The organism is Bradyrhizobium sp. SZCCHNR1098 (genome assembly GCF_032489375.1).
GTDB lineage: Bacteria > Pseudomonadota > Alphaproteobacteria > Rhizobiales > Xanthobacteraceae > Bradyrhizobium.
Map to the genome: position 1 here is coordinate 114,390 of NZ_JAUEXY010000008.1, position 21,116 is coordinate 135,505.

Annotated in this window: 16 protein-coding genes; 7 read left to right on the forward strand and 9 right to left on the reverse strand. The window is 66.7% G+C overall.

Annotation, left to right across the window (positions count from 1 at the left end; translation table 11 throughout):
- Positions 1-5 precede the first annotated feature (5 nt).
- The 6 genes from ccmI to QX135_RS18365 form a co-directional block, all read right to left on the reverse strand.
- A complete protein-coding gene (gene ccmI, locus QX135_RS18340) occupies positions 6-1,109 on the reverse strand; it encodes a c-type cytochrome biogenesis protein CcmI (protein WP_316179239.1) in 1,104 nt (367 codons plus the stop codon).
- Between the two features lie 138 nt (positions 1,110-1,247).
- On the reverse strand, positions 1,248-1,517 hold the full coding sequence (locus tag QX135_RS18345; protein WP_315785165.1) for a hypothetical protein: 270 nt from the start codon (positions 1,515-1,517) through the stop codon (positions 1,248-1,250).
- Positions 1,518-1,624: 107 nt separating this feature from the next.
- Positions 1,625-3,091: a hypothetical protein gene (locus QX135_RS18350; RefSeq protein ID WP_315798372.1), complete on the reverse strand. Its 1,467-nt coding sequence runs from the start codon at positions 3,089-3,091 to the stop codon at positions 1,625-1,627.
- 110 nt (positions 3,092-3,201) lie between these two features.
- Entirely contained in the window at positions 3,202-4,578 is a 1,377-nt protein-coding gene (locus QX135_RS18355; RefSeq protein WP_315739840.1) for a sensor histidine kinase, read from the reverse strand.
- A gap of 62 nt (positions 4,579-4,640) precedes the next feature.
- Complete coding sequence (locus tag QX135_RS18360) at positions 4,641-5,315, reverse strand: response regulator transcription factor (RefSeq protein WP_006614547.1); 675 nt, start codon at positions 5,313-5,315, stop codon at positions 4,641-4,643.
- Between the two features lie 291 nt (positions 5,316-5,606).
- Positions 5,607-5,759 (reverse strand): hypothetical protein, encoded by a 153-nt coding sequence (locus tag QX135_RS18365; RefSeq protein ID WP_315739841.1) that lies wholly within the window; start codon positions 5,757-5,759, stop codon positions 5,607-5,609.
- 263 nt (positions 5,760-6,022) lie between these two features.
- Between QX135_RS18365 and QX135_RS18370 the strand changes: the two genes are divergently transcribed.
- The 3 genes from QX135_RS18370 to QX135_RS18380 all read left to right on the forward strand — a co-directional run bounded on the left by QX135_RS18370 (position 6,023) and on the right by QX135_RS18380 (position 10,375).
- The gene (locus tag QX135_RS18370) at positions 6,023-6,997 is read left to right on the forward strand and encodes a Ku protein (protein WP_315739842.1); all 975 of its coding nucleotides are present in this window, start codon (positions 6,023-6,025) and stop codon (positions 6,995-6,997) included.
- Between the two features lie 476 nt (positions 6,998-7,473).
- A complete protein-coding gene (locus tag QX135_RS18375; RefSeq protein WP_315770659.1) occupies positions 7,474-8,475 on the forward strand; it encodes a LysR family transcriptional regulator in 1,002 nt (333 codons plus the stop codon).
- A gap of 403 nt (positions 8,476-8,878) precedes the next feature.
- Complete coding sequence (locus QX135_RS18380; RefSeq protein WP_316234206.1) at positions 8,879-10,375, forward strand: porin; 1,497 nt, start codon at positions 8,879-8,881, stop codon at positions 10,373-10,375.
- A gap of 229 nt (positions 10,376-10,604) precedes the next feature.
- Here QX135_RS18380 and QX135_RS18385 read toward each other — a convergent pair whose 3' ends face one another.
- On the reverse strand, positions 10,605-10,769 hold the full coding sequence (locus QX135_RS18385) for a Flp family type IVb pilin (protein ID WP_315716136.1): 165 nt from the start codon (positions 10,767-10,769) through the stop codon (positions 10,605-10,607).
- Positions 10,770-11,151: 382 nt separating this feature from the next.
- On the opposite strand from QX135_RS18385, the gene QX135_RS18390 reads away from it, so the two are divergent.
- The 4 genes from QX135_RS18390 to QX135_RS18405 all read left to right on the forward strand — a co-directional run bounded on the left by QX135_RS18390 (position 11,152) and on the right by QX135_RS18405 (position 18,445).
- The gene (locus QX135_RS18390; RefSeq protein WP_315739844.1) at positions 11,152-12,684 is read left to right on the forward strand and encodes a thymidine phosphorylase family protein; all 1,533 of its coding nucleotides are present in this window, start codon (positions 11,152-11,154) and stop codon (positions 12,682-12,684) included.
- A gap of 46 nt (positions 12,685-12,730) precedes the next feature.
- Positions 12,731-14,323, forward strand: coding sequence for an MBL fold metallo-hydrolase (locus tag QX135_RS18395; RefSeq protein ID WP_315756476.1), 1,593 nt, complete (start codon positions 12,731-12,733; stop codon positions 14,321-14,323).
- Positions 14,324-14,581: 258 nt separating this feature from the next.
- The gene (locus QX135_RS18400; RefSeq protein ID WP_316179232.1) at positions 14,582-16,699 is read left to right on the forward strand and encodes an OmpA family protein; all 2,118 of its coding nucleotides are present in this window, start codon (positions 14,582-14,584) and stop codon (positions 16,697-16,699) included.
- A 12-nt stretch (positions 16,700-16,711) separates the two neighbouring features.
- Positions 16,712-18,445: a cell envelope biogenesis protein TolA gene (locus QX135_RS18405; RefSeq protein WP_316179230.1), complete on the forward strand. Its 1,734-nt coding sequence runs from the start codon at positions 16,712-16,714 to the stop codon at positions 18,443-18,445.
- A 188-nt stretch (positions 18,446-18,633) separates the two neighbouring features.
- Here the strand turns inward: QX135_RS18405 and QX135_RS18410 are convergent, their stop codons facing one another.
- Positions 18,634-20,217, reverse strand: a complete 1,584-nt coding sequence (locus tag QX135_RS18410; protein WP_316234207.1) for an MDR family MFS transporter — start codon at positions 20,215-20,217, stop codon at positions 18,634-18,636.
- 169 nt (positions 20,218-20,386) lie between these two features.
- Positions 20,387-20,899, reverse strand: a complete 513-nt coding sequence (locus QX135_RS18415) for a YcgN family cysteine cluster protein (protein ID WP_316179226.1) — start codon at positions 20,897-20,899, stop codon at positions 20,387-20,389.
- Positions 20,900-21,116: the final 217 nt, after the last annotated feature.

The window sequence follows — 21,116 nt, forward strand, 5'->3', positions numbered from 1 at the left end:
GCCGCTCATCCATCCAAGCCGAAAGTCTTCACGCCCTCGTTGAGCTGCCGCAACCGCTCGGCATCGCCGGACACCGCCTGCCGCGCATCCGACAGCGCCCCCTTGGCCTTGTCGAGATCGCCCATCACGACATAGGCGCGCACCAGGCGCAGCCAGCCCTCGACGTCGTCGCCATTCTGCTTCAGCCGCGCCGCCAGCCGGTCGACCATGCCGCGGATCATCGTCTCGCGGTCACCGTCGCTCATGCTCTTGGCCGCGGCCATCGCCTCGCTCGGCAGCGCCGGCACCTCGCCGCCGCCGACCCGGCCGAGCGCCGCCGTCACCAGCGGCCGCCACGGCGCATCCGCCGGCGCCTTGCCCAGCATCGCCCGCCAGATCGCGCCCGCATCGTCCTTGCGGCCGTCCTGCTCGGCGGCGAGACCGAGGTAGTAGTTCGACTTCGGCTCGTCGGCCTCGAGCGCATGGGCCCGCTCGAACTCCGCCTTCGCCTCGGCGGTGACGACGCCGCCGGCGGCGGCCGTGATCACCTCGCCGAGATCGGCGCGCTTGGCCGCGCCGTCGCCGGCATAGGTGATCATGTTGCGATAGGCCCGAATCGCGTCATCGGTGCGGCCGAGCCGTGCCAGCACCGGGGCGAGCACGGTCCAGCCGCGGCCGTCGGTCGGATTCTTCTGCAGATGCTGCTCGACCTGCGCCACCAGCGTTTCCAGCGGCTGCGTCCCGGTGGGCGGCGCCGCGCGCGCGGTGAGCGGGAAATCCGGCAGTTGCGGCGAGCCGAGCGGCAGGTAGACCGCGAGCGCCACGATCGGCACGCCGATCAGCGCCAGCACGGCCGACGCGCGGCGCAGGCCGAGGCTCGGCTTCACCGTGGCCTCGCCCTCCTGGTCCGCAGCGGCCAAAAGGCGGCGGCCGATCTCGACCCGCGCGGCCTCCGCTTCGACCTTGCCGATCAGCCCGGTTTCGACGTCGCGCTCGATCTCGGCCAGCTGGTCCTTGTAGACGACGACCTCGCGACCGTCCGACGAGGCCCGCGCGCCCAGGCCGAGCGGCAGCAGGACGGCGAAGATCGCCGCGGCCGTCATCACGGCGAACACGAACCAGAGAGTCATCGGACAGAGTTCCAGTCAGCGCCCACCGGCAGGCGCGCCTCGCGCCGCTTTTAACCAGCACCGTTCCCGGCGGCAATTCACATTTGCCGCCGTGGTAGCCCAGCCGTCTGCGCCGAAAAACTCAGGAAGATTACGTAATTAGGGGACCTCGAACTCGGCGCTCTTGGCGAGATAGCTGCCGCGCCCGTTCAGGGCCACCAGGAAATAGGTCCCCGGCCTGACATGGTCGGTGAGCCTGATCCGCAGCGACCCGACCGGGACCGGCGAGGCGATGGTGATGACGGGATCGGCGAGTGGCGCCCCGCTCGTCTTGTCGACGAGCACGACCTTCGCCTTGATCATGAGGTTGCGATAGGTCGCGCGAACGACGCGGTTCTCGACCTCGACGAAGTTGATGACGGAAATCATGGTCTTGATGAAAAAGGATGGAACCTGGCGGGAACCTATGCGTGGCCCCGGGGCGGGGTCAACTTGAAATTGCAAAATCAAAAACGTAAACAGATTAGCAGAAAATCTCAGCCGGCGCGCGAGGATTTTCGTTCGCCGTTCATCGCGTTCTCGGCCGCCCTGCTCATCAATTGGGCGTAGTCGTTGCCGAACAGGACGTGACAGAAGCGGATCGCCGCCGACACCTGCGACTGCCGATAGGCGCGCGCCCGCGCATCGCCCGAGCGCAGCGACTGCACCAGCGCTTCGGTGGCCTTCTCGACATATTGCTGCAGGTCGGAATAGGTCCGCAGCGTCACCTCGTTGATCGCGAGCTCGCTGGCATAGTTGCGGCAGACGGCGACGAACTCGATCAGCGCCGCCACCTCCTCGACCTCGCTGCCGTCGACGCCGGCGCCGGCCGGAATGTCCTTGTCGGCGCGCTGGCGCAGGATGCGGCGGACGCGGCCCGGCACGCTGTCGATCTCCGATTGCAGGGCATTGGAGATGTCGGCGCGGATCGCGGTGAGCTGCTTGCCCCAGTTCGATTCCGAGCGCAGGTCGAGCTCGGTGCGCAGGCCGCGAACGCCGTCATGCAGCGTCTTCAGCGTATCGCCGAGATTGGAGAAATGACCGCGCCGGATGTCGGCGCGCAGCACCGAGGCGAGCCCGGCGAGATCGTTGAGCGCGATGGTGACGGCGACGCCGAACGGGGTCGCCGCCACGCGGATCTCGTCGTCCGATGCCGCGATCTTGGTGGCGAGCCGGATGATCTGCCAGGGCGCGGCGAGCCGCTGCATCACCAGCGACAATGCGAACGGCAGCATCGAGGGCGTCTGCAGCGACGGCACGTTGATGGCTTCGGTGACGGAGGCAATCTGCGAATCGCCGAGCACGCGGATGATGCCGGGCAGCCGGCCGTTGAGGCCGTCGAGCGCCTCGCGATTCTGCAGCACCAGCCCGATCGGCAGCAGATCCTCGATCACGCTGGGCGCGCCGATGCGGGCCAGCGCGCGCTGGCGGTCGCCGGTCGCGTTGGGGCCGACGAGGTTCATCAGCGCGTCGGCGGCGGCGCGCTGCAGCTTGCGCGCGGCCATCTCGACCTCGCGCGAACTGTCGCTGGAGACCGCCATCGCGGCCTCGAATTCGGCGTAGCGCTCCGGCGCCCCTTCGCGGCCGAGCCACTGCCAGACCGGCAGCAGCGAGGCACGGCGGATCTGGCCGGGACGGAGAGGACCGGTGGAATCGGTGAGGAACGGGTCGAGCGGCCGGAACAGCCGACGCGGGCCATCGCCGCTCTGGCGGCGCTCCTCGCGGGCCTGCGGACGGGCGATCTCGATGGCGGGTTGGGGCCGCGCCGGGTCGGCTGTTGGCGCGGGAGCCGGCGGCGCGACGGGACGCACCACCTTGCGCAGTTGCTCGAGCACCAGGGTCGCCACGGCGACGTCCTGGCCGCGCTCGATGGCGCGCTCGAATTCGCGCATCAGGAGCGACTGCGCGTTCGGCGGCAGCTGCCCGAGATATTCCCTTAACCGCTCGTGAGCTGTCTGACCCATGCGCCGGCGTGCAAATTTCCACGGCGAGAGCGCACATCGCGCACCCCTGCCCGAACCATAGCGTCCGCGGTATTAAGAACACCTTTAGGATGGCGAAATTCGCCGCCCCGTCAAACGCCGGGCAATCTCAGCTCCGCCCGCAGTCCCCCGGTCGGGGCATCGCCCAGGGTCAGGCGGCCGCCATAGAGCGCGGCCAGATCGGTGACGATCGACAGCCCGAGCCCCGATCCCGGCTTGGATTCGTCCAGCCGCTGGCCGCGCCGCAGCACCTGGGCGCGCTCGGCGGCCGAGAGGCCGCGGCCATCGTCGTCGACCACGATCCGCAGCATCGGCGACGCCCCGGATTGGGCCGGCGGCTCCACCGTGAGCTCGACCGAAACCCGCGAAGCCGCCCATTTGCAGGCATTGTCGACCAGATTGCCGACCATCTCCTCCAGATCCTGGCGCTCACCGCGAAACCTCGCGGCGGGATCGGCGGTCGCCTCGACCACGATGCTGCGGTCGCGGTAGATCTTTTCCATGGTGCGCCGCAGCGCCTCGATGGCCGGCGCCACCTCCGTCACGGTGGATACGATGGTGACACGCGCGGCGATCCGCGCCCGCTCGAGGTGGTGGGCGACCTGGTCGCGCATGACGTCCGCCTGCTCCATCACCTTGGCCGCGAAGGGGTCCGCCGCATGGGTCGCCGCTTCATTCACGATGACGGAGAGCGGCGTCTTGATGGCATGGGCGAGATTGCCGACATGCGTGCGCGCCCGCTCGACGATCTCGCGATTGGCATCGATCAGCGCATTGGTTTCGCGGGCCAGCGGCGCGATCTCGACCGGAAACTCCCCTTCCAGCCGCTCGGCGCGCCCGGACCGGATGTCGGCGATCGATTCGGAGATGCGTTTCAGCGGCGCGAGGCCATAGCGGACCTGGAAGATGGTCGTGAGCAGCAGCACGATCCCGAGCGCCGTGAAGGTGCCGCCGAGGTAATAGTCGAAGCTGCGGGTCTCGTCGAAGATCTCCGAGGCATCGCCGGCGACGCTGACCAGGAATTTGCCGTCGGAGCCGAGATCCACCGGGCGCTCGACCATGCGCAGGTCCTGGTTCTCCGGCCCCTCGACATAGCCGATCCGGATCCCGGCCGCCGTGAGCTCGACCCCCTGCTCCTCCAGCTTGGGCAGCTTCTTGTCCCACAGCGAGCGCGAGGCCCGTACCTCCGGCTTCTCGGCGTCGGTACGGGTGATCTGCCAGTACCAGCCGGACAGCGGCAGCTCGAACAGCGGCTCACCCAATGACTGGAATTGGCGGTCCGGTGGATCATCGGGGGTGGCGACCTCGGCGATCAGGGTGCGCAGATAGAGGTTGAGCCGTCGGTCGAAGGCGCGCTCGGTCGCGTTGCGATAGACTGAGGACAGCACGATGCCCGTAATTGCGAGAATGACCACGAGCCACGCGGTCGCGGACAGGAACAACCGGGTGGCAAGTGAACTCTGGCGCATGACCGCAAACTAGCGAAACGGCCGGCGCCCGGCCACCTCGAATGGCATGCTCCGGAAACGGATCAGGCGCCTGCGGCCGGCGGCGGGGTCAGCAGGTAGCCGAGGCCGCGCACGGTCTGGATGACGTCGCAGTCGAGCTTCTTCCTGATGCGGCCGACGAACACCTCGATCGTGTTCGAATCGCGGTCGAAGTCCTGGTCGTAGAGATGCTCGACCAGCTCGCTGCGCGAGACGACGCGACCGGAATGATGCATCAGATAGGACAGCAGGCGGTATTCGTGTGAGGTCATCTTGACGGGGTTGCCCGACACGCTGACCTTGCCGGTGCGGGTGTCGAGGGTGACCGGCCCGCAGGTCAGCTCACTCTGGGCATGGCCGGCCGAGCGGCGCAGCAGCGCGCGGATGCGCGCCAGGACTTCCTCGAGATGGAACGGCTTGGCGACATAGTCGTCGGCACCGGCGTCGAAGCCCTGGACCTTGTCGCTCCAGCGGTCGCGCGCGGTCAGGATCAGCACGGGCATCGCCCGGCCATTGCGCCGCCAGGCTTCCAGCACCGAGATGCCGTCCATCTTGGGCAGGCCGATGTCCAGCACGACAGCGTCGTAGGGCTCGCTGTCTCCCAGATAGTGCCCTTCCTCACCATCGAACGCACGGTCCACAACGTAGCCGGCGTCGCTCAGGGCCGTGGTGAGCTGACGGTTGAGATCCGGATCGTCCTCGACAACGAGCAGACGCACGCTTGCCTCCAAAGCTGAACTGCACGATTTCCGCCCTCAAGATGAACCGGAAGGCCGTGAACCGTGCATGAACGGAACCCGAGCGACCAAGTTACTTTTTGGTCATCTCGATCGGGACCGCCGGCAAGGGCCGACAGAATTGGGGCGGATATAAGCTCTGGAGGATGGGCATGTGAAGACCCGCCGCACCGATGGCGGGGCTCGAACGCGGACCCGCGGGGACGCGGACGGACGTTGCTCCCCGGGTCCCCTCCCCAGCCACGCAACGGAGCGGGTCGAACGGTCCTCGTGTCACGTGCGGAAGAACACGAACCAGACCAGGCCAAGGACCAGCAGCGCCAGTCCGGTGGAGATGGCCAGGATCGCCAGGACGGACGGTCCAGGCTCACCCTGCCGCGCTTCGGTGGGGGTCTCGACGATCTGCGTCGGTCGTCTGGCTGCCATGGTGCCCTCAGCTGACTGTTATCCGCGTTCGAGCGTTCGAGCGGTAAAGCGCTCTGTCACGCACTCTCGTTGGCAACGTCGGCAGCCAGGTGATGTTCCGGTACGGCGCCCCCCTGCGACGGGTTAACGCCGATCCGAGAATCTGCCGGCCAGCTTGTTGAATCCGCAGCCTCGGGTGTTATCCTCGCGGCTGCCGCGAGAACGACGTCCGCAGCAGCCCGGTTCGGAGCAAGCCGTTAGTTCGGAGTTAAGTGGAGTAGGTCATGGCCCCGCGCGCCAATTGGAAGGGTTTTCTGCGCCTGTCGCTCGTGACCTGTCCGGTCGCGCTCTATCCGGCGACGTCGGAGTCCGAGAAGGTCTCCTTCAACCAGATCAACCGCAAGACCGGCCACCGCATCAAATACAGCAGGGTCGATGCCGAGACCGGCGAGGAAGTCGCCAATGACGACATCGTCAAGGGCTACAAGGTCGACACCGACACCTACATCGAGGTCACCAAGGACGAGCTCGAGGACATCGCGCTGGAATCGACGCACACGATCGAGATCGACGAGTTCGTGCCGCGCACCGACATCGACAGCCGCTATCTGATCCGCCCCTATTACCTCGTCCCTGACGGCAAGGTCGGCCATGACGCCTTCGCGGTCATTCGCGAGACCATCCGCAGCATGGACAAGGTCGCGATCGGCCGTGTCGTGCTCACCAACCGCGAGCACATCATCGCGCTGGAGCCGCTCGGCAAGGGCCTGATGGGAACGCTGCTGCGCTACCCCTACGAAGTGCGCAACGAGGAAGAATATTTCGACGACATCCAGGATGTGAAGATCACCAGCGACATGCTGGATCTCGCCAAGCACATCGTCGAGAAGAAATCGGCCGACTTCCAGCCGGAGAACTTCGAGGATCACTACGAGGCCGCGCTGATCGAGCTCATCAACAAGAAGCGCAGCGGCGTGACGATCGCCGCCAAGGCCGCGCCGAAGTCGAGCGGCAACGTCATCAACCTGATGGACGCCCTGAAGCGCAGCCTTGCCAGCGAGGGTGACAAGGCGCCCGCCGCGGCCGCCCCCGCGCCGAAGGCCAAGGCCAAGAAGCCGAAGAAGCGCGTCGAAGGCCAGCGCGAGATGCTGCTGCCGATCAGCGGCAAGAAGGCCAAGGACGAGACGAAGAAGGCCGAGGAGCCGAAGAAGTCGGAGAAGCCCGTGCGAACCACCGCGCGCTCACGCAAAGCGAGTTGAGGCTTCGATACGGCGAGCGACCTCCGGATCTCTGCACGTCGTACGGGTCCTCTGCATAACGGTCGCTCGGCCGCGACTGCCGCGAGTTCCAGGTGTTGCAGCGGGCACGCCACACCGCGCGTGACACCACGGGTCTGTCATCCACCAACGACACCGCATCGATCGCCGCCGTCCCATTCACGGCGGAAACATCTGCCTTGGTCAGGTAAGTTGATCCTGCGACGGTGATCCATCGATCAGGCGCGGATTTGTGATCGTGTCGACATCGCTTCGATGCTTGCGGAATGATCACGTCGCGCCTAGCTCTGCGGCGCGGGATGGTGATCCGGGCGTACAGCTTCCTGATGGAAGATCGATGTGCCTGGTCGGTCGGGACGACGCTGGCGAAGTCGTCCCAGCCGCACGACGCGGCGTATCAGGGGGATATGGATGTTTCAGCACGATGCGGACCAACGCCGGGCGCAGTACGCCTAGCGATGGCACGGGTTCAGCTGTCCGAGCTCTCCGCTTTCGCAGCCGTCGCGGATTCGTTGAGCTTCACCAAGGCCGCCGCTTATCTCGGCTGCTCCTTGCCCACCATCAGCCAGACCATCAAGAGCCTCGAGGAGCGGCTGGACGTCAGGCTGTTCAACCGGACGACACGCAGCGTGGCCCTCACGGAGGCCGGCGAGCGCCTGCTGGCGGAGATCCAGCCGATTCTCGAACGGGTCGACCAGGCCATCGAGAGCATCAACGCGTTCCGCGACAAGCCGATGGGCACCCTGCGCCTGACCGTATCCCGCGTGTTCGCCGTAAGGGGGCTCGGCCCCCTGATCAGGTCATTCCTGGCCGAATACCCGGACATCCATATCGAACTGGCTGTCGACGACACCAACAGTGACATCGTGCGCAATCGCTTCGATGCCGGCATCAGATCCGGACACCGGGTGGAGCGCGACATGAAGGTCATCCGCGTCTTCGACGAGTGCAGCTTCGTTGCGGTTGCCGCCCCCGGCTATCTCGCGGCGCATCCCGCGCCGGCCGTTCCCGAGGATCTCCAGGCCCATAATTGCATCCGGCATCGGGTCCCTGCCGACGATACGCTGCAGCCCTGGATCTTCGAAAAGGGCGGCGAGCGCACCGAGATTGCTGTGGACGGCTCCCTCATCGTCAACGACTTCGATCTCGCGCTGAATGCCGCACTCGACGGCATCGGCGTCGCTTATCTCGTCGAGCCGATGATCGAGCCGCATCTGGCCGAAGGACGGCTAATGCGGCTGCTGCCCGGCTGGCGCTACGCGACGCCCGGACTGTTCCTGTACCATCCAAGCCGCCGGCAACCGCCGATGCCGCTGCAGGTCTTTCTCGACTTCGTCAAGCGCTGGCGCAGCGGCGTCACCCTGGACGCGATGTCGCGCGCGGCGGATTACGGCGCACACGGGTTGGTAGCAGCGACGTCCCATCGAACGTCGATGCACGTCGAGCCCAACCGCCGCTAAGATCACGTGCGAGGCCGGAGAGATCATTCGCGCGTCGGCAGCGACGCTGCGAAACGCCATGATGCGCGCAGTCTGCGATGTGCAGCGGGATTGTTCGGGATTCCCACCTAACCTATTCACCATTATCACCATTAACAAATCGACACAGCGAGGCCAAAACCGCGGCGTGACCGCGTCGACGCTGGTGCGTGCGAGCAGCGTGTTAACGACGATCGAGTGTGCCTCGAACAAGCAGAGCACATTCATCAAATCGAAATTGGCTCATGCACACTGCATTCAACCATTCCGCCAGTCGCGCCGATCAAGCCGTCGCCGGAATCAAATGTGTGAGAGCCGCAATCTGGCGAAGCCAGAGGCGACACGCGGGGGGCCGTGTGCATCGCCGTCAACCGGAGAAACGGAAATGAAGACGTTGAGGGGCCTGCTACTCGGAACGGGAGCAGTGATACTGTCCGCCGCGGCGGCGCAGGCCGCGGATCTTCCGCTGAAGGCCAAGGCCGTCGAATATGTGAAGGTGTGCTCGCTGTACGGCACCGGCTTCTACTACATTCCCGGCACCGACACCTGCATCAAGCTCGGCGGCTATCTGCGCGCCGAGACCGCGCTGTGGACCAACAGCAATTACGGTGGCGCCTATTCAGGCCAGGCCGGCGCAGACAACCGCCTGAGCAACCGCTATCAGACCCGTTCGCGCCAGGATCTGAACATCGATACGCGCACCGCGACCGAATATGGCGTGGTGCGCACCTACTTCGAGACCGTGCTGAACTGGACTTCGGGCTCCTATGGCGGCGCGGGCGCCGGCGCCACCTCCTACACCGGCGATGCCATCTCGGGCGGCATCGTCGGCGTCTACTACGCCTTCATTCAGTTCGCCGGCTTCACGATGGGCAAGGCGGTGTCGACCTTCGACGCGCCCTGGATCAACTATCCCGGCAACAATTTCGACGGCCTGGTCGGCGGCAGCGGCTCCAACAACGGCGTCAACCAGTTCACCTACACCGCCGATTTCGGCCAGGGCATCACCGCCGCGGTCTCGCTGGAAGACCAGACGCAGTTCTTCACCACCAACATCTGGAACACGTCGGGCATCACCGCGGCCGGCGTGCTCGGCGGCAATTATGGCTCGAGCAGCTTCGGCGGGACGGTGTCTCCCGACATCATCGGCATGGTTCGCGTCGACCAGGCGTGGGGCATCTTCCAGGCGTCGTTCGCCGCGCATGACAACCATGCCGCCTACTACGGCGCGACCGAGACCTCGGGTCATCCCTCCGACAAGTGGGGCTGGGCCGCGCAACTGGCGCTGTCGATCAAGAACATCCCGACCGGTCCGGGCGACGTCGTCAACCTGCAGGCGGTCTACACCGACGGCGCGAGCCGCTACAACTTCCAGAGCCTCGCCAACACGACCTACGCGATGTATGGCGGCACCAACGTAGCCGGCGCCTATCAGAGCATCGGCTTCGCCGGCGTCGCCGACGCGGTGTTCGGCACCGGCACGGGCCTGTCGACCGTGCAGACCTGGGGCATGCGCGGCGCCTTCACCCACAATTGGGATCCGCGCTGGAATACGGCGCTGTACGGCGCCTATGCCCAGGTGCGCTATGGCCAGACGGGATCGAGCCTCATCTGTGCCGGCATCGCCGCCACCGCGATGCTGACGGCGGGCTCGACCTGCAACCCCGACTTCAATCTCGGACAGATCGGCCTCATCACCCGATGGACGCCGGTCAAGGGCCTGACCTTCTCGGCCGACGTGACCTACAGCCACCTCGACCAGAAATATTCGGGCACGGCGATTGCTCCGGCCGTCACGAGCACGGCGAAGCCGGCCGCGATCTACCAGCTCAAGGACCAGGACACGGTGAGCATGCTGCTGCGCGCCCAGCGCAACTTTTGAAGCTGGGCTGTTGAACCTCTGACTGCTCGACGAGCTTCCGGCGATGCCCCCGCCGGAAGCTTCGTTCGTGGAGACTGGCGGCGCGTCGCATGCAACAGAATGGGATGGGGCACAATGCAGCAGGCGTCGTGCACAATCACGACGCCTGTGACTTGATCGGCCAATGAGTTGATTCGGCCAATGAGTTGATCACGCGCCGACTTGATCGCGCGGCAATTTGACCGGCGGGCTACTTGATCGAGGTGTTGATCGCGGTGAACTTGCTGCTCAGTCCCGAGCCCAGGCCATTGACGGCCGCCAGGATCACGATGCTCAATCCGCCGGCAATGATGGCGTATTCGATCGAGGTCGCGCCAGCCTGATTCTTCAGGAAGCTCGCAATCAACTGCCGCATCTACCTCTCCGGTCGGGCTCGATCATCTGACGCGCCGGAAGGGCGCGCCGAGGCCGGGATGGACGCCCCGCCGGAAACCCTCCGTCATCGGCTTGAACAATCGGTTAACCCGATGAGGTACCTGCGCGGCCCAGATTCGGAGCCGGCATTCCATCGCAGGCCCGCCCTCACCCGACGTCCGAGATCCGAACCGGAGTGCAAGCAACTGAACTTGCTTCGCTTTATTCTCAGTCCGCGGCCCCCGGCCGGTTGGCGGTAGAGCCGAGCCGCTGAATCCTCGTCCGACACATTCAGAAAAAATTCGGCTTATCCGCCGGATGCCACGTCATGATCTGGGTCAACGGCGATGGCGTGGACCGCCTTAAAGGTTATCCTGGTCGCCATGAGCACAACAGATTCCGCCCGCCCCCAGCTCAAGATCCGCAGCGTCGCGCTCGACACCGGCCGCGAGAACGTTGTCGTGATCTCCCGCCGCTCGAAGGCGCTGCGGCCCGAGGTCTTCCGCGGCTTCAGCCGCGTCGAGCTGCGCTGCAACTCGCGGACGCTGCTGGCCACACTCCTGATCACCGACGACGACGCACTGATCGGGCCCGACGAGATCGGCCTGTCGGAGCCGGCGCTGCGGCGCTTTGCCGAGCCGGCCGGCACGCTCGCGACCGTGTCGCCCGCGACGCCGCCCGACAGCATGGAGGCGGTCCGGGCCAAGATCCGGGGCGAGACCTTGAGCGACCAGGCGATCGTTGCCGTGATCGAGGACCTCACCCACTACCGCTATTCGGACATGGAGATCGCAGCCTTCCTGATCGGGTCGGCCAGCTTCATGACCTCGGGTGAGCTGCTGGCGCTGACGCGCGCCATGGCCAATGCAGGCACTCAGCTCAAATGGCCGGACCCGGTCGTGGTCGACAAGCATTGCATCGGCGGCATCCCCGGCAACCGCACCTCGATGGTGGTGGTGCCGATCGTCGCCGCCCACGGCCTGACCATCCCGAAGACCTCCTCGCGTGCGATCACCTCGCCGGCCGGCACCGCCGACACGATGGAGGTGTTGGCGCGGGTCAATGTCGGCGCGGAGGAGATGAAATCGATCGTCGCCGCCTGCAATGGCTGCGTGATCTGGGGCGGCCACGTCAACCTGTCGCCTGCCGATGACATCCTGATCTCGGTCGAGCGCCCGCTCAGCCTCGATACCCGCGAGCAGATGGTCGCCTCGATCATGTCGAAGAAGCTCGCTGCCGGCTCGACGCATCTGCTGCTCGACCTGCCGGTCGGCCCGACCGCCAAGCTGACCAGCGGCGCGGAGGCGATGCGCCTGCGCAAGCTGTTCGAGTTCGTCGGCGACAGGTTCGGTCTCAAGGTCGAGGTGATCACCACCGACGGCCGCCAGCCGATCGGCAACGGCATCGGGCCGGTGCTGGAGGCGCGCGACGTGATGGCGGTGCTGGGCAACGAGCCGTCGGCCCCGGCTGACCTGCGCGAGAAATCGCTGCGGCTGGCGGCGCATCTGCTCGAATATGATCCGAAGCTGCGCGGCGGCGCCGGCTATAACAGGGCGCGCGAGCTGCTCGACAGCGGCGCGGCGCTCAAACAGATGCTGAAGATCATCGATGCGCAGGGCCCACCGGAATGCCGCAGCGAGCTCGGCGATCTCGCCTTCGACGTCAAGGCCGAACACGACGGTATCGTGTCCGCGATCGATTGCCTGCGGCTCAATCGCCTGGCGCGCACCGCCGGCGCGCCCGTGAACAAGGGCTCCGGGATCATGCTGTTCAGGAAGATCGGCGATCGTGTCGACCGGGGTGAGCCACTCTATCGCGTGTTCACCTGCGATCCGTCGGAGCATGATCTGGCCGCAGCCGCGGCCGCCGCCAACCACGGCTATAGCTTCGCCGACGGCGCGAACGGTCGTTCGTGATGAACCGTCGTCGAGCATCGATCCATCGTCCTCGGGAGACCGCCGCATGAGTGTGACCGTTCGATTCTGCGGTGCGGCGCACACCGTCACCGGGTCCTGCTATCTGGTCCGGACCGACAACGGACAGATGCTGATCGACTGCGGCCTGTTCCAGGGTCAGAAGACGCTGAAGGAGCTCAATTACGGCGACTTCCCATTCCGTCCCGCCGATATCGACGCCGTGCTGCTGACGCATGCGCATATCGACCATAGCGGCCTGCTGCCGAAACTGGTGCGCATGGGCTTCGACGGCAAGATCTTCGCAACGCGCGGCACCATCGATCTCTGCTCCTGGATGCTGCCCGATGCCGGCAACATCCAGGAGCAGGAGGTGCTGGCGCTGAACCGCCGCAACACCGCGCGCGGCCGCGGCGAGGTCAGCCCGATCTACACCCAGGACGATGCCATCGCCGCGCTGCAATACTTCCAAGCCGTCCCCTACGAGACCTGGACCGAGATCATTCCCGGCGTCCGCGCCCGCTACTGGAATGCCGGGCATCTGCTGGGCTCGGCCTCGATCGAGATCGAATTCGCAGGACAAGGCGCCGACGGCGCGCCGCTGCGGCTGCTCGCCTCCGGCGATGTCGGGCCCGACGCCAAGCTGCTGCAGCCGGATCCGAAAGCGCCCGAGGGCTTCGACTACGTGATCTCGGAGGCGACCTATGGCGACCGCATCCGTGAGCCGACCACGCCGGAGCTGCGCCGCGGCCGTCTGGCCGGCGAGGTGCGCGACGCGGCGGCGGCCCAGGGCGCGCTATTGATCCCGGCCTTCGCGGTGGAACGGACGCAGGAGCTGATCGTCGATCTGGTCGGCCTGATGGAGCGTGGCGAGATTCCGGCCGCGCCGATGTTCCTGGATTCGCCGCTGGCGATCCACGCCACCGAGGTGTTTCGCGCGCACACCGAGAGCCTCGACGGCGGCAGCGATGTCGGCCGTCTGTTGTCGTCGTCGCATCTGCGATTCACCGAGACCGTCGATGAAAGCAAGGCGATCGCCAAGCTGACCGGCTTCCACATCATCATCGCCGCCAGCGGCATGTGCGATGCCGGTCGCATCCGCCATCATCTCAAGCGCTGGCTGTGGAACAGCCGCGCCACCGTGCTGCTGGTCGGCTACCAGGCCAACGGCACGCTTGGGCGCTTCCTGCAGGACGGCGTCAAGGCGGTGCGCATCCAGGGCGAGGAGATCAAGGTCGCGGCGCGCATCCGCATGATCGACGACTATTCCGGCCACGCCGACGGCGCCGAGATCGCGCGCTGGATCGCGGCCCGCCGCCCGATCGCGCGCGGCCTCTTCCTGTCCCACGGCGAGGACGCTGCGATCGCGGCGCTGGCGACGCGCGTCACCGAGCGGATCGTGCCGGCGGCGAAAGTGTTCTCGCCCCTGCTCGACGACGTCTATGAGCTGACGAGCGCAGTGCCGACGCCGCTCGACGTCGCGCGCCGACGACGGCTGGCGCCGGAGGCGGTCACCCGGCTGGACTGGCACAACGACATGTCGGGTCTGCTGCTCGACATCCACGAGCGGATCGAACAGGCCGCCGACGATCGCGCCCGCGGCGTCATCATCCGCCGCCTGCGCCGGGCGCTGGAGGAGTGATGCGAGCGGCGTAGCCGCGAAGGCTGCGCGCCTGCGATGTTCGTCGTCGAACGGTCACACTTTGATCGCACCTTGAGGACGATCGGGTGCGGTGCGAAGCTCGCAGACGGCGACGCTCTCGCAGCTTGTGCATATTGAAACACACAACGTGCCGACGGCTGGTCTCCGAGAGCTGTTCTGATAGGCTCGACACGTGGTTCATGACAACGGAACGATCCGGGTGAACCGGGCGCAGGTGGGGAAACGAGGGGCTCTCACATGCATCAACCATCGAAATGGTGGGCGGGACTGATCGCTGTTGCCGTGCTGTGGCTCGCGGCCATGAGCTTCAAGACGGCGGGGGTCGAGGACGATATCGCACCGCGGGCACGTGCCGCCGTTGCCGCCGCCGTCCCCGACACAGCCGCGGCTCTCAAGGTCTCTGTCGCGGGGCGTGACGTTCGCATCGAAGGGCCGGAGTTCAGTCCCGATCAGTCGACGAAACTGGAGGACGCCGCGTCGGTCAACGGCGTTCGGCTCGTCGACGGCACCTACGACAAGCTGCCGACACCGAAACCGTATGCCTTCCGCGCCACGCGAAACGGCAGCCAGCTCGTGCTCGAAGGCGCGGTGCCGACGCCCGCCGTTCGGAATGCCGTGCTCAATGCCGTCCGTTCGTCCGGCGGTGAGGTGGTCGATCGCCTCGGCTATGCGCTGGGAGCTCCGGCCGACTTCGCGGCCATCGCGAGCCACGGATCGGTCCAGGCCGCCAAGCTCAGCGGCGGCGCGTTCGCGCTCGCGGACAAGGCCTATTCGATCGCAGGTGCCGCCGCATCGTCGGACGCCTATGAGGCCGCCATCGCCGCGACGCGGCAGTTGCCGGGCGGCGCCGTGCTCGACAAGGTCGCGATCCTGCCGCCGGAGGCAAAACCGTTCATCTGGAGCGCGGTTCGCGAGAGCAACACGCTGGTGATGTCCGGCGTCGTTCCGAATGACGACATCAGGCGCGCGCTCGAGGCCGCCGCGATCAAGGCCTGGCCCGGCGCGTCGGTGATGCATCACATGCAGATCGCGCGTGGCGCGCCTGCTGGCGATTTTGGTGCCTACACGTCCTATGCGCTGACGGAGCTCACCAGGCTGAGCACGGGCCGCGTCGTCATCTCCGACGCCACCTACACGATTTCGGGCGAGGCGCCCTCGACCGCCGCCTATGACGAAACGATGGCCGGTGTCGGCAAGCTGCCGACCGGGCTGACCTTGGCGAAGGCCGACATTCTGCCGCCGGAGATCAAGCCCTATCGCTGGTCGGCGGAGTTCGACGGCACCGGCTTGAGCCTCACAGGTCTCGCGCCGAGCGGAGCGACCCGCGATGCGATGCTGGGCTCCGCCAGCGGACAGTTCGACGGCAAGCCGATCAAGAGCCAGATCGGCATCGCCCGCGGCGCCCCGGATGGCGACCTTGCCAAAGCGAGCGCGAGCCTGCTGCAGCAGCTCGCCCGGCTTTCGCAGGGGCGCGCCGAGATCAACGACACCCAGGTCTCGCTCAGGGGCGTCGGACTCGCCAACGTCACCGGCGCAGCCGTGCGCGAGCAACTGGCCGGCGCCCTGCCCGCGCCGTTTGCGCTCGCGTCCATCGACGTCCGCGACGGCCCGGTCTCGCCTTACGCGTTCGGACTGCAGAAGCAGGACGGCCGTGTCATGCTGAGCGGCTACGTGCCTGATGATGCCGCCCGCCGCGATCTCGTCGACGCCGCCACGTCGACGTTCATCACCGAGACGGTCGAGGACGGCCTGAAGATCGGCGACGGTGCGCCAAAGGATTACGTGCAGTCGCTGAAGGCGACGTTCCCGGCGCTGGCGCGGCTGTGGTCGGGTGCGCTGACGGCGAAGGACGCGGCGATCACGGTCGACGGGCTCGCCATCTACGACAAGTCGGCAGAGCAGGTCCGCAAGGAGCTCGCCGATGCGGTCGGCAGCGGCTTCAAGCTCGACGACGTCAAGATCGGCCTCAAGCCGGAAAGCCCGCCACTCGCGGTCGCGGAGTGCCAGCCGGCGTTCAACGGGCTGCTCGCCAAGGGCCGCGTCCGCTTCAGCACCGGCAGCGCCGAGCTCAGCCGCGAGTCGCTGGCGCTGCTCGATCACCTGATCGAGGTTGCGCAGCGCTGCAAGGACGCCGAGATCGCGATCGAAGGCCACACCGACAATGTCGGCGACGAAGCTAACAACATGGACCTCTCCAAGCGCCGGGCTGCCGCGGTGGTCGGCTATATCGGCGACGCCGGCATCGACACCTCGCGCATGACCTCGGAAGGCTACGGCCAGACCAAGCCGGTCGCCTCCAACGACACGGCCGAAGGCCGCGCGCAGAACCGCCGCATCGAATTCGTCGTCAAGTGAGGCGCTGACATCATGATGTACGACCTTGCGACATTTCCGTTCTGGATCATCTTCGCCGTCGGCATCGGCGGCTTTGTCGGCTGGCGCACCTGGTCGGACGCGCCGCGGCCGGATTGGCTGAGAAGCTGGCTGCTGCCGGCGACGCTCGCCCTCGTCATCGGGATCGTGATGGCGCTGCTGAGCGTGCTGCCCGGACGTGCCGGCCTGTGGCTCGAGGTCGGCCTGCTGATGGTCGGCGCCTATGTGCTCGGCTGCCTGATCGGCGGACAGCTCAAGGACTATGTCGGGCTGGGTGACACCAGTGCGATGTCGCCGGGCGGTCCTGGACACAGCGTCGCGTTCGCCGGCGCAACGGCGGCGGCCAGTCCTTGGGCGGACAGCCCATCCCCGGCTGCGCAGGCCGCAGCCAGCGTCGAGGCCGATCGCCTCGCCACTGAAGCCGCCGCAAAGGCCGAAGCCGATCGTGTTGCGGCCGAAGCCGCTGCAAGGGCGGAGGCCGAGCGTCTAGCCGCCGAAACGGCCGCAAAGGCCGAGGCTGAGCGGCTCGCCGCGGAAGCCGCGGCAAAGGCCGAGGCTGATCGTCTGTCTGCCGAGGCCGCAGCGAAGGCCGAAGCCGAACGGCTCGCTGCCGAGGCGGCGGCGAACGCCGAGTCCGAGCGCCTTGCTGCGGAGGCCGCCGCGAAAGCCGAAGCGGACCGCCTCGCTGCGGAAGCAGCCGCGAAAGCAGAGGCCGATCGTGTTGCGGCAGAAGCGGCCGAAAAGGCCGAAGCTGAACGCTTGGCCGCTGAGGCAGCGGCGAAAGCCGAAGCAGACCGTCTTGCGGCGGAGGCCGTCGCGAAAGCCGAGGCGGAGGCTCAGCGTCTCGTGGCCGAAGCGACCGCCAAGGCCGAGGCCGATCGCCTCGCCGCCGAAGCGGCCGCAAGGACGGACGCCGATGACCTCGCCGCAGACGCCGAGGCGGAACGGCTTGCCGCCGAGGTTGCCGCATCATCGGCGCCGGAGATCCCAGCCACAGCCGACGGCAGGCCGCCGGCCCTGCCCGCACCCAACGGTGCAGCCGATGATCTCAAGCTGATCAAGGGCATCGGACCCAAGAACGAGCGCGTCCTCAACGACATCGGCATCCACCATTTCAGCCAGATCGCGGCGTGGTCGCCTGACCATGCGAGCTGGGTCGGCCATCACATGGCCTTCCCCGGCCGCATCGAGCGCGAGCATTGGATCGCGCAGGCCAAGCTGCTCGCCGCGGGCCTCGACACCGCGCATTCGACTGCGGTGAAGTCGGGCGCGATCACGATCGATGATCAGGCCGACGCGCCGCTGAGCGAGGACGAGGCGAGCTACCTCCTGGCCCACCTGCCGGCGCTGATGCCGCCCGTCGAGAACGAGGACGTCCATGGCGGCGCCCGCCCGCTCGGACTGGCGGCGCCGCGCGGCGGCCAGGCCGACGATCTCAAGCTCATCAAGGGCATCGGCAAGCAGAACGAGGCCCGGCTGCACGGCCTCGGCATCTGGCATTTCGAGCAGATCGCAGCCTGGACCGCCGAGCACGCCAAATGGGTCGGCTCGTATCTGGCGTTCGCAGGACGGATCGAGCGCGAGCGATGGATCAGCCAAGCCAGGGAGCTGGCGAACGGCGGATCGACCGAATTTGCGAAACGCGTCGAGGCTGGTCTGGTGAAGTCATCGCTCGACGACGGCTCGCGCGGGCAGGACAACATCGAGATCCCTCAGCCGCGCGAGTAGCGGCCCCAACTGACGAACCGTAGGGTGGGCAAAGGCGCTGCTGTGCTCTCTCCTCACGTCCCATCGTGGTGACGCCGTGCCCGCCATCTCGCCGCGGGCTGTGCTTGACGACGGTGGGCACGGCGCGCGACAGGGTGCCTTGGAACAACGGCTGTGCCCGGCGCCTTTGCCCACCCTACCTGTCTTTCCTACTCCGCCATCTCCACCGCCTCGTTGCGCGACGGGCCGGCCAGCGGCCGCTCCTCCATCAGCATCATGCAGACGGAGGCGCAGGCCAGCATCGCGGTGGCCGCGGCATAGACGAAGCGGAAGGCATGGATCATGTCGGCTTCCGCGATGCCGCTGACCGCGCCATGGGCGCCCTCCGCCAGCGAAATGTCGGCGCCCAGCGCCATCAGCAGGATGGCGCTGAAGGCCGCGACCGTGAACGAGGACATCATCGAGCGGAAGAAGTTCATGGCGCCGGTGATGGTGCCGATCTGGGAGCGGTCCACCGCGTTCTGCAGCGACACCACCGAGATCGGGAACGCCGTTCCGAGCCCGATGCCGTAGATCGACAGCAGCGCCATCAGCACCCAGAGCGAGGGCGTCGTCACCGTCATGACCGCGGCGGCGATGGTGCCGATGATCGTGCCCACGATGGCAACGCGCTTGTAATGCCTGACCCGGGCCATGGTGCGGCCAGCAATCGCGGCGCCGAAGGTCGAGATCGCCGCGATCGGAATCAGGCCGAGGCCGGCCTCGCTCGGCGTCAAATGATAGACCAGCTCGTAATAGAGCGGCAGATGGACCGTGAGCCCGATCAGCGCGCCGAGTGCGCAGCCGCTTGCCAGCATGCCGTAGGGCACGACCGTGCCGCCCATCAGCGACAGCGGCAGGAACGGCTCATCGGCCCGTCTGGCGTGCCAGACGAAGGCCAAGCCCAGCGCCACCGCGCTGCCGATCATCGCCAGCAAGGTCGGCGACAGCCAGGCCAGCTTGTGGCCACCCCAGGTCAGCACCAGCATGAACACGACGGCCGAGGCCATCAGCAGCAGGCCGCCGGCCCAGTCGACCTTGCGCAGCCGGTGATAGACCGGCAGCCGGCCCATCTTGGGCAGCAGCAATGCGAGCGCCGCGATCGCGAGGGGGACATTGATCCAGAAGATCATCGACCAGTGCAGATGGTCGGCGAAGAAGCCGCCGATCACCGGCCCGAGCAGGCCGGCCAACAGCCAGACGCCGCTGAAATAGGCCTGGTACTGGCCACGCTCGCGCGGGCTGACGACATCGGAGATCACGGTCTGGACCACCGGCATGATGCCGCCGCCACCGAGCCCCTGCAGGCCGCGGGCGAGGATCAGCACCGGCATGTTCGGCGCCAGCGCGCAGACCACCGAGCCGACCACGAACAGGCTGAGCGCGGTGATGATCATCGAGCGGCGGCCATAGATGTCGCAGAGCGTTCCGAACACCGGCGCCACCGCGGTCGACGCCAGCAGGTAGGCGGTGATCACCCAGGAGAGATTGGTGACGTCCTGGAACTCGCGGCCGATGGTCGGCAGTGCGGTCGCCACGATGGTCTGGTCGAGCGCGGCCAGGAACATCGTCAGCAGCAGGCTCATCAGGATGGTCCGCACCTCGGCCTGGGTCAGCGGCACCGGCGGCGCGAGCGGCGGCGCATCCTCGATCGCCTGCACCTGCGGCGGAATGGCCGGCAGCTCGGCGGCGATCTCTTCGGGCAGGGATTGGGACGCGGCAGGACAATGGCTCTGCCGATCGAACTTGTTCATGGGATGAATGCTATGCCGGGCGCGACCAACGCCGCGCGGATTCGCTGACTGGCGAACTACTTAAGGCATAAATTTCCCCCGCGGCAGCCGGCCGGGCGCATGGGTGCATCCCGACAGCACGAGAACGGTCGCATCATCGTGATTTGCTGCGAACGCGAGGTGATCGAGCCTATTTCGGCCGTCGCTTCAGCTTGGCCCGCTTCGGCAGCAGCACCGGCCATTGCACGATGTGATCCTCGAGCTGGTCGTCCGGAACGTCGTCCTCGGTCCCTTCGACCCGGCCGCGCACCGAGACGCCGGCTTCATGCACCGTCTGAGGATCGCCCGAGATCAAGGGATGCCACCAGTAGAGATCGCGCCCCTCAGCCACGAGGCGGTAGCCGCAGCTCGGCGGCAGCCACGTCAGGGTGCGGACGTTCTCAGGCGTCAGGCGAACGCAATCCGACACTTGTTCGGAACGATTCGGGTAGTCCTTGCAGGCACATAGCCCGGCATCCAAGAGCTTGCACGAGATGTGGGTGAAGTAGATGTCGCCGGTATCCTCGTCTTCCAGCTTCTCCAGGCAGCATCGCCCGCAGCCATCGCACAGGCTTTCCCATTCTGCCTCGGACATCTCTTCCAAGAGCTTGGTTTTCCAGAACATTCCCTCCTGGCCCGAGGGACGTTTGAGCGGTGCGGTCATTCGGGCGATTCTCAAGGAGGGCGTGGCGTGGCCGCCATCTAGGTGCCCGGCCCCGAGCCGCGCAAGGGGCTTTGCCGAATACGGCGGCACGTTAGCTTTGTGCATCAAATTGTGAGCGGAACCATTGGTTTGTGACCTCCGCTCGGCTAGATAGATGGTTGAGTCACTCCGGCGCGGCGCCGGCAACGCGGCTTGGGGTCAGGTGCTCGGGTTCGGG

Excerpts from the sequence above, each read along its gene's own strand:
- ccmI (WP_316179239.1), bottom strand. The coding sequence starts at position 1,109 with ATGACTCTCTGGTTCGTGTTCGCCGTGATGACGGCCGCGGCGATCTTC.
- QX135_RS18405 (WP_316179230.1), top strand. The coding sequence starts at position 16,712 with ATGATGTACGACCTTGCGACATTTCCGTTCTGGATCATCTTCGCCGTC.
- QX135_RS18385 (WP_315716136.1), bottom strand. The coding sequence starts at position 10,769 with ATGCGGCAGTTGATTGCGAGCTTCCTGAAGAATCAGGCTGGCGCGACC.
- QX135_RS18375 (WP_315770659.1), top strand. The coding sequence starts at position 7,474 with ATGGCACGGGTTCAGCTGTCCGAGCTCTCCGCTTTCGCAGCCGTCGCG.
- QX135_RS18415 (WP_316179226.1), bottom strand. The coding sequence starts at position 20,899 with ATGACCGCACCGCTCAAACGTCCCTCGGGCCAGGAGGGAATGTTCTGG.
- QX135_RS18380 (WP_316234206.1), top strand. The coding sequence starts at position 8,879 with ATGAAGACGTTGAGGGGCCTGCTACTCGGAACGGGAGCAGTGATACTG.
- QX135_RS18395 (WP_315756476.1), top strand. The coding sequence starts at position 12,731 with ATGAGTGTGACCGTTCGATTCTGCGGTGCGGCGCACACCGTCACCGGG.
- QX135_RS18410 (WP_316234207.1), bottom strand. The coding sequence starts at position 20,217 with ATGAACAAGTTCGATCGGCAGAGCCATTGTCCTGCCGCGTCCCAATCC.
- QX135_RS18345 (WP_315785165.1), bottom strand. The coding sequence starts at position 1,517 with ATGATTTCCGTCATCAACTTCGTCGAGGTCGAGAACCGCGTCGTTCGC.
- QX135_RS18350 (WP_315798372.1), bottom strand. The coding sequence starts at position 3,091 with ATGGGTCAGACAGCTCACGAGCGGTTAAGGGAATATCTCGGGCAGCTG.
- QX135_RS18370 (WP_315739842.1), top strand. The coding sequence starts at position 6,023 with ATGGCCCCGCGCGCCAATTGGAAGGGTTTTCTGCGCCTGTCGCTCGTG.
- QX135_RS18390 (WP_315739844.1), top strand. The coding sequence starts at position 11,152 with ATGAGCACAACAGATTCCGCCCGCCCCCAGCTCAAGATCCGCAGCGTC.
- QX135_RS18400 (WP_316179232.1), top strand. The coding sequence starts at position 14,582 with ATGCATCAACCATCGAAATGGTGGGCGGGACTGATCGCTGTTGCCGTG.
- QX135_RS18365 (WP_315739841.1), bottom strand. The coding sequence starts at position 5,759 with ATGGCAGCCAGACGACCGACGCAGATCGTCGAGACCCCCACCGAAGCG.
- QX135_RS18355 (WP_315739840.1), bottom strand. The coding sequence starts at position 4,578 with ATGCGCCAGAGTTCACTTGCCACCCGGTTGTTCCTGTCCGCGACCGCG.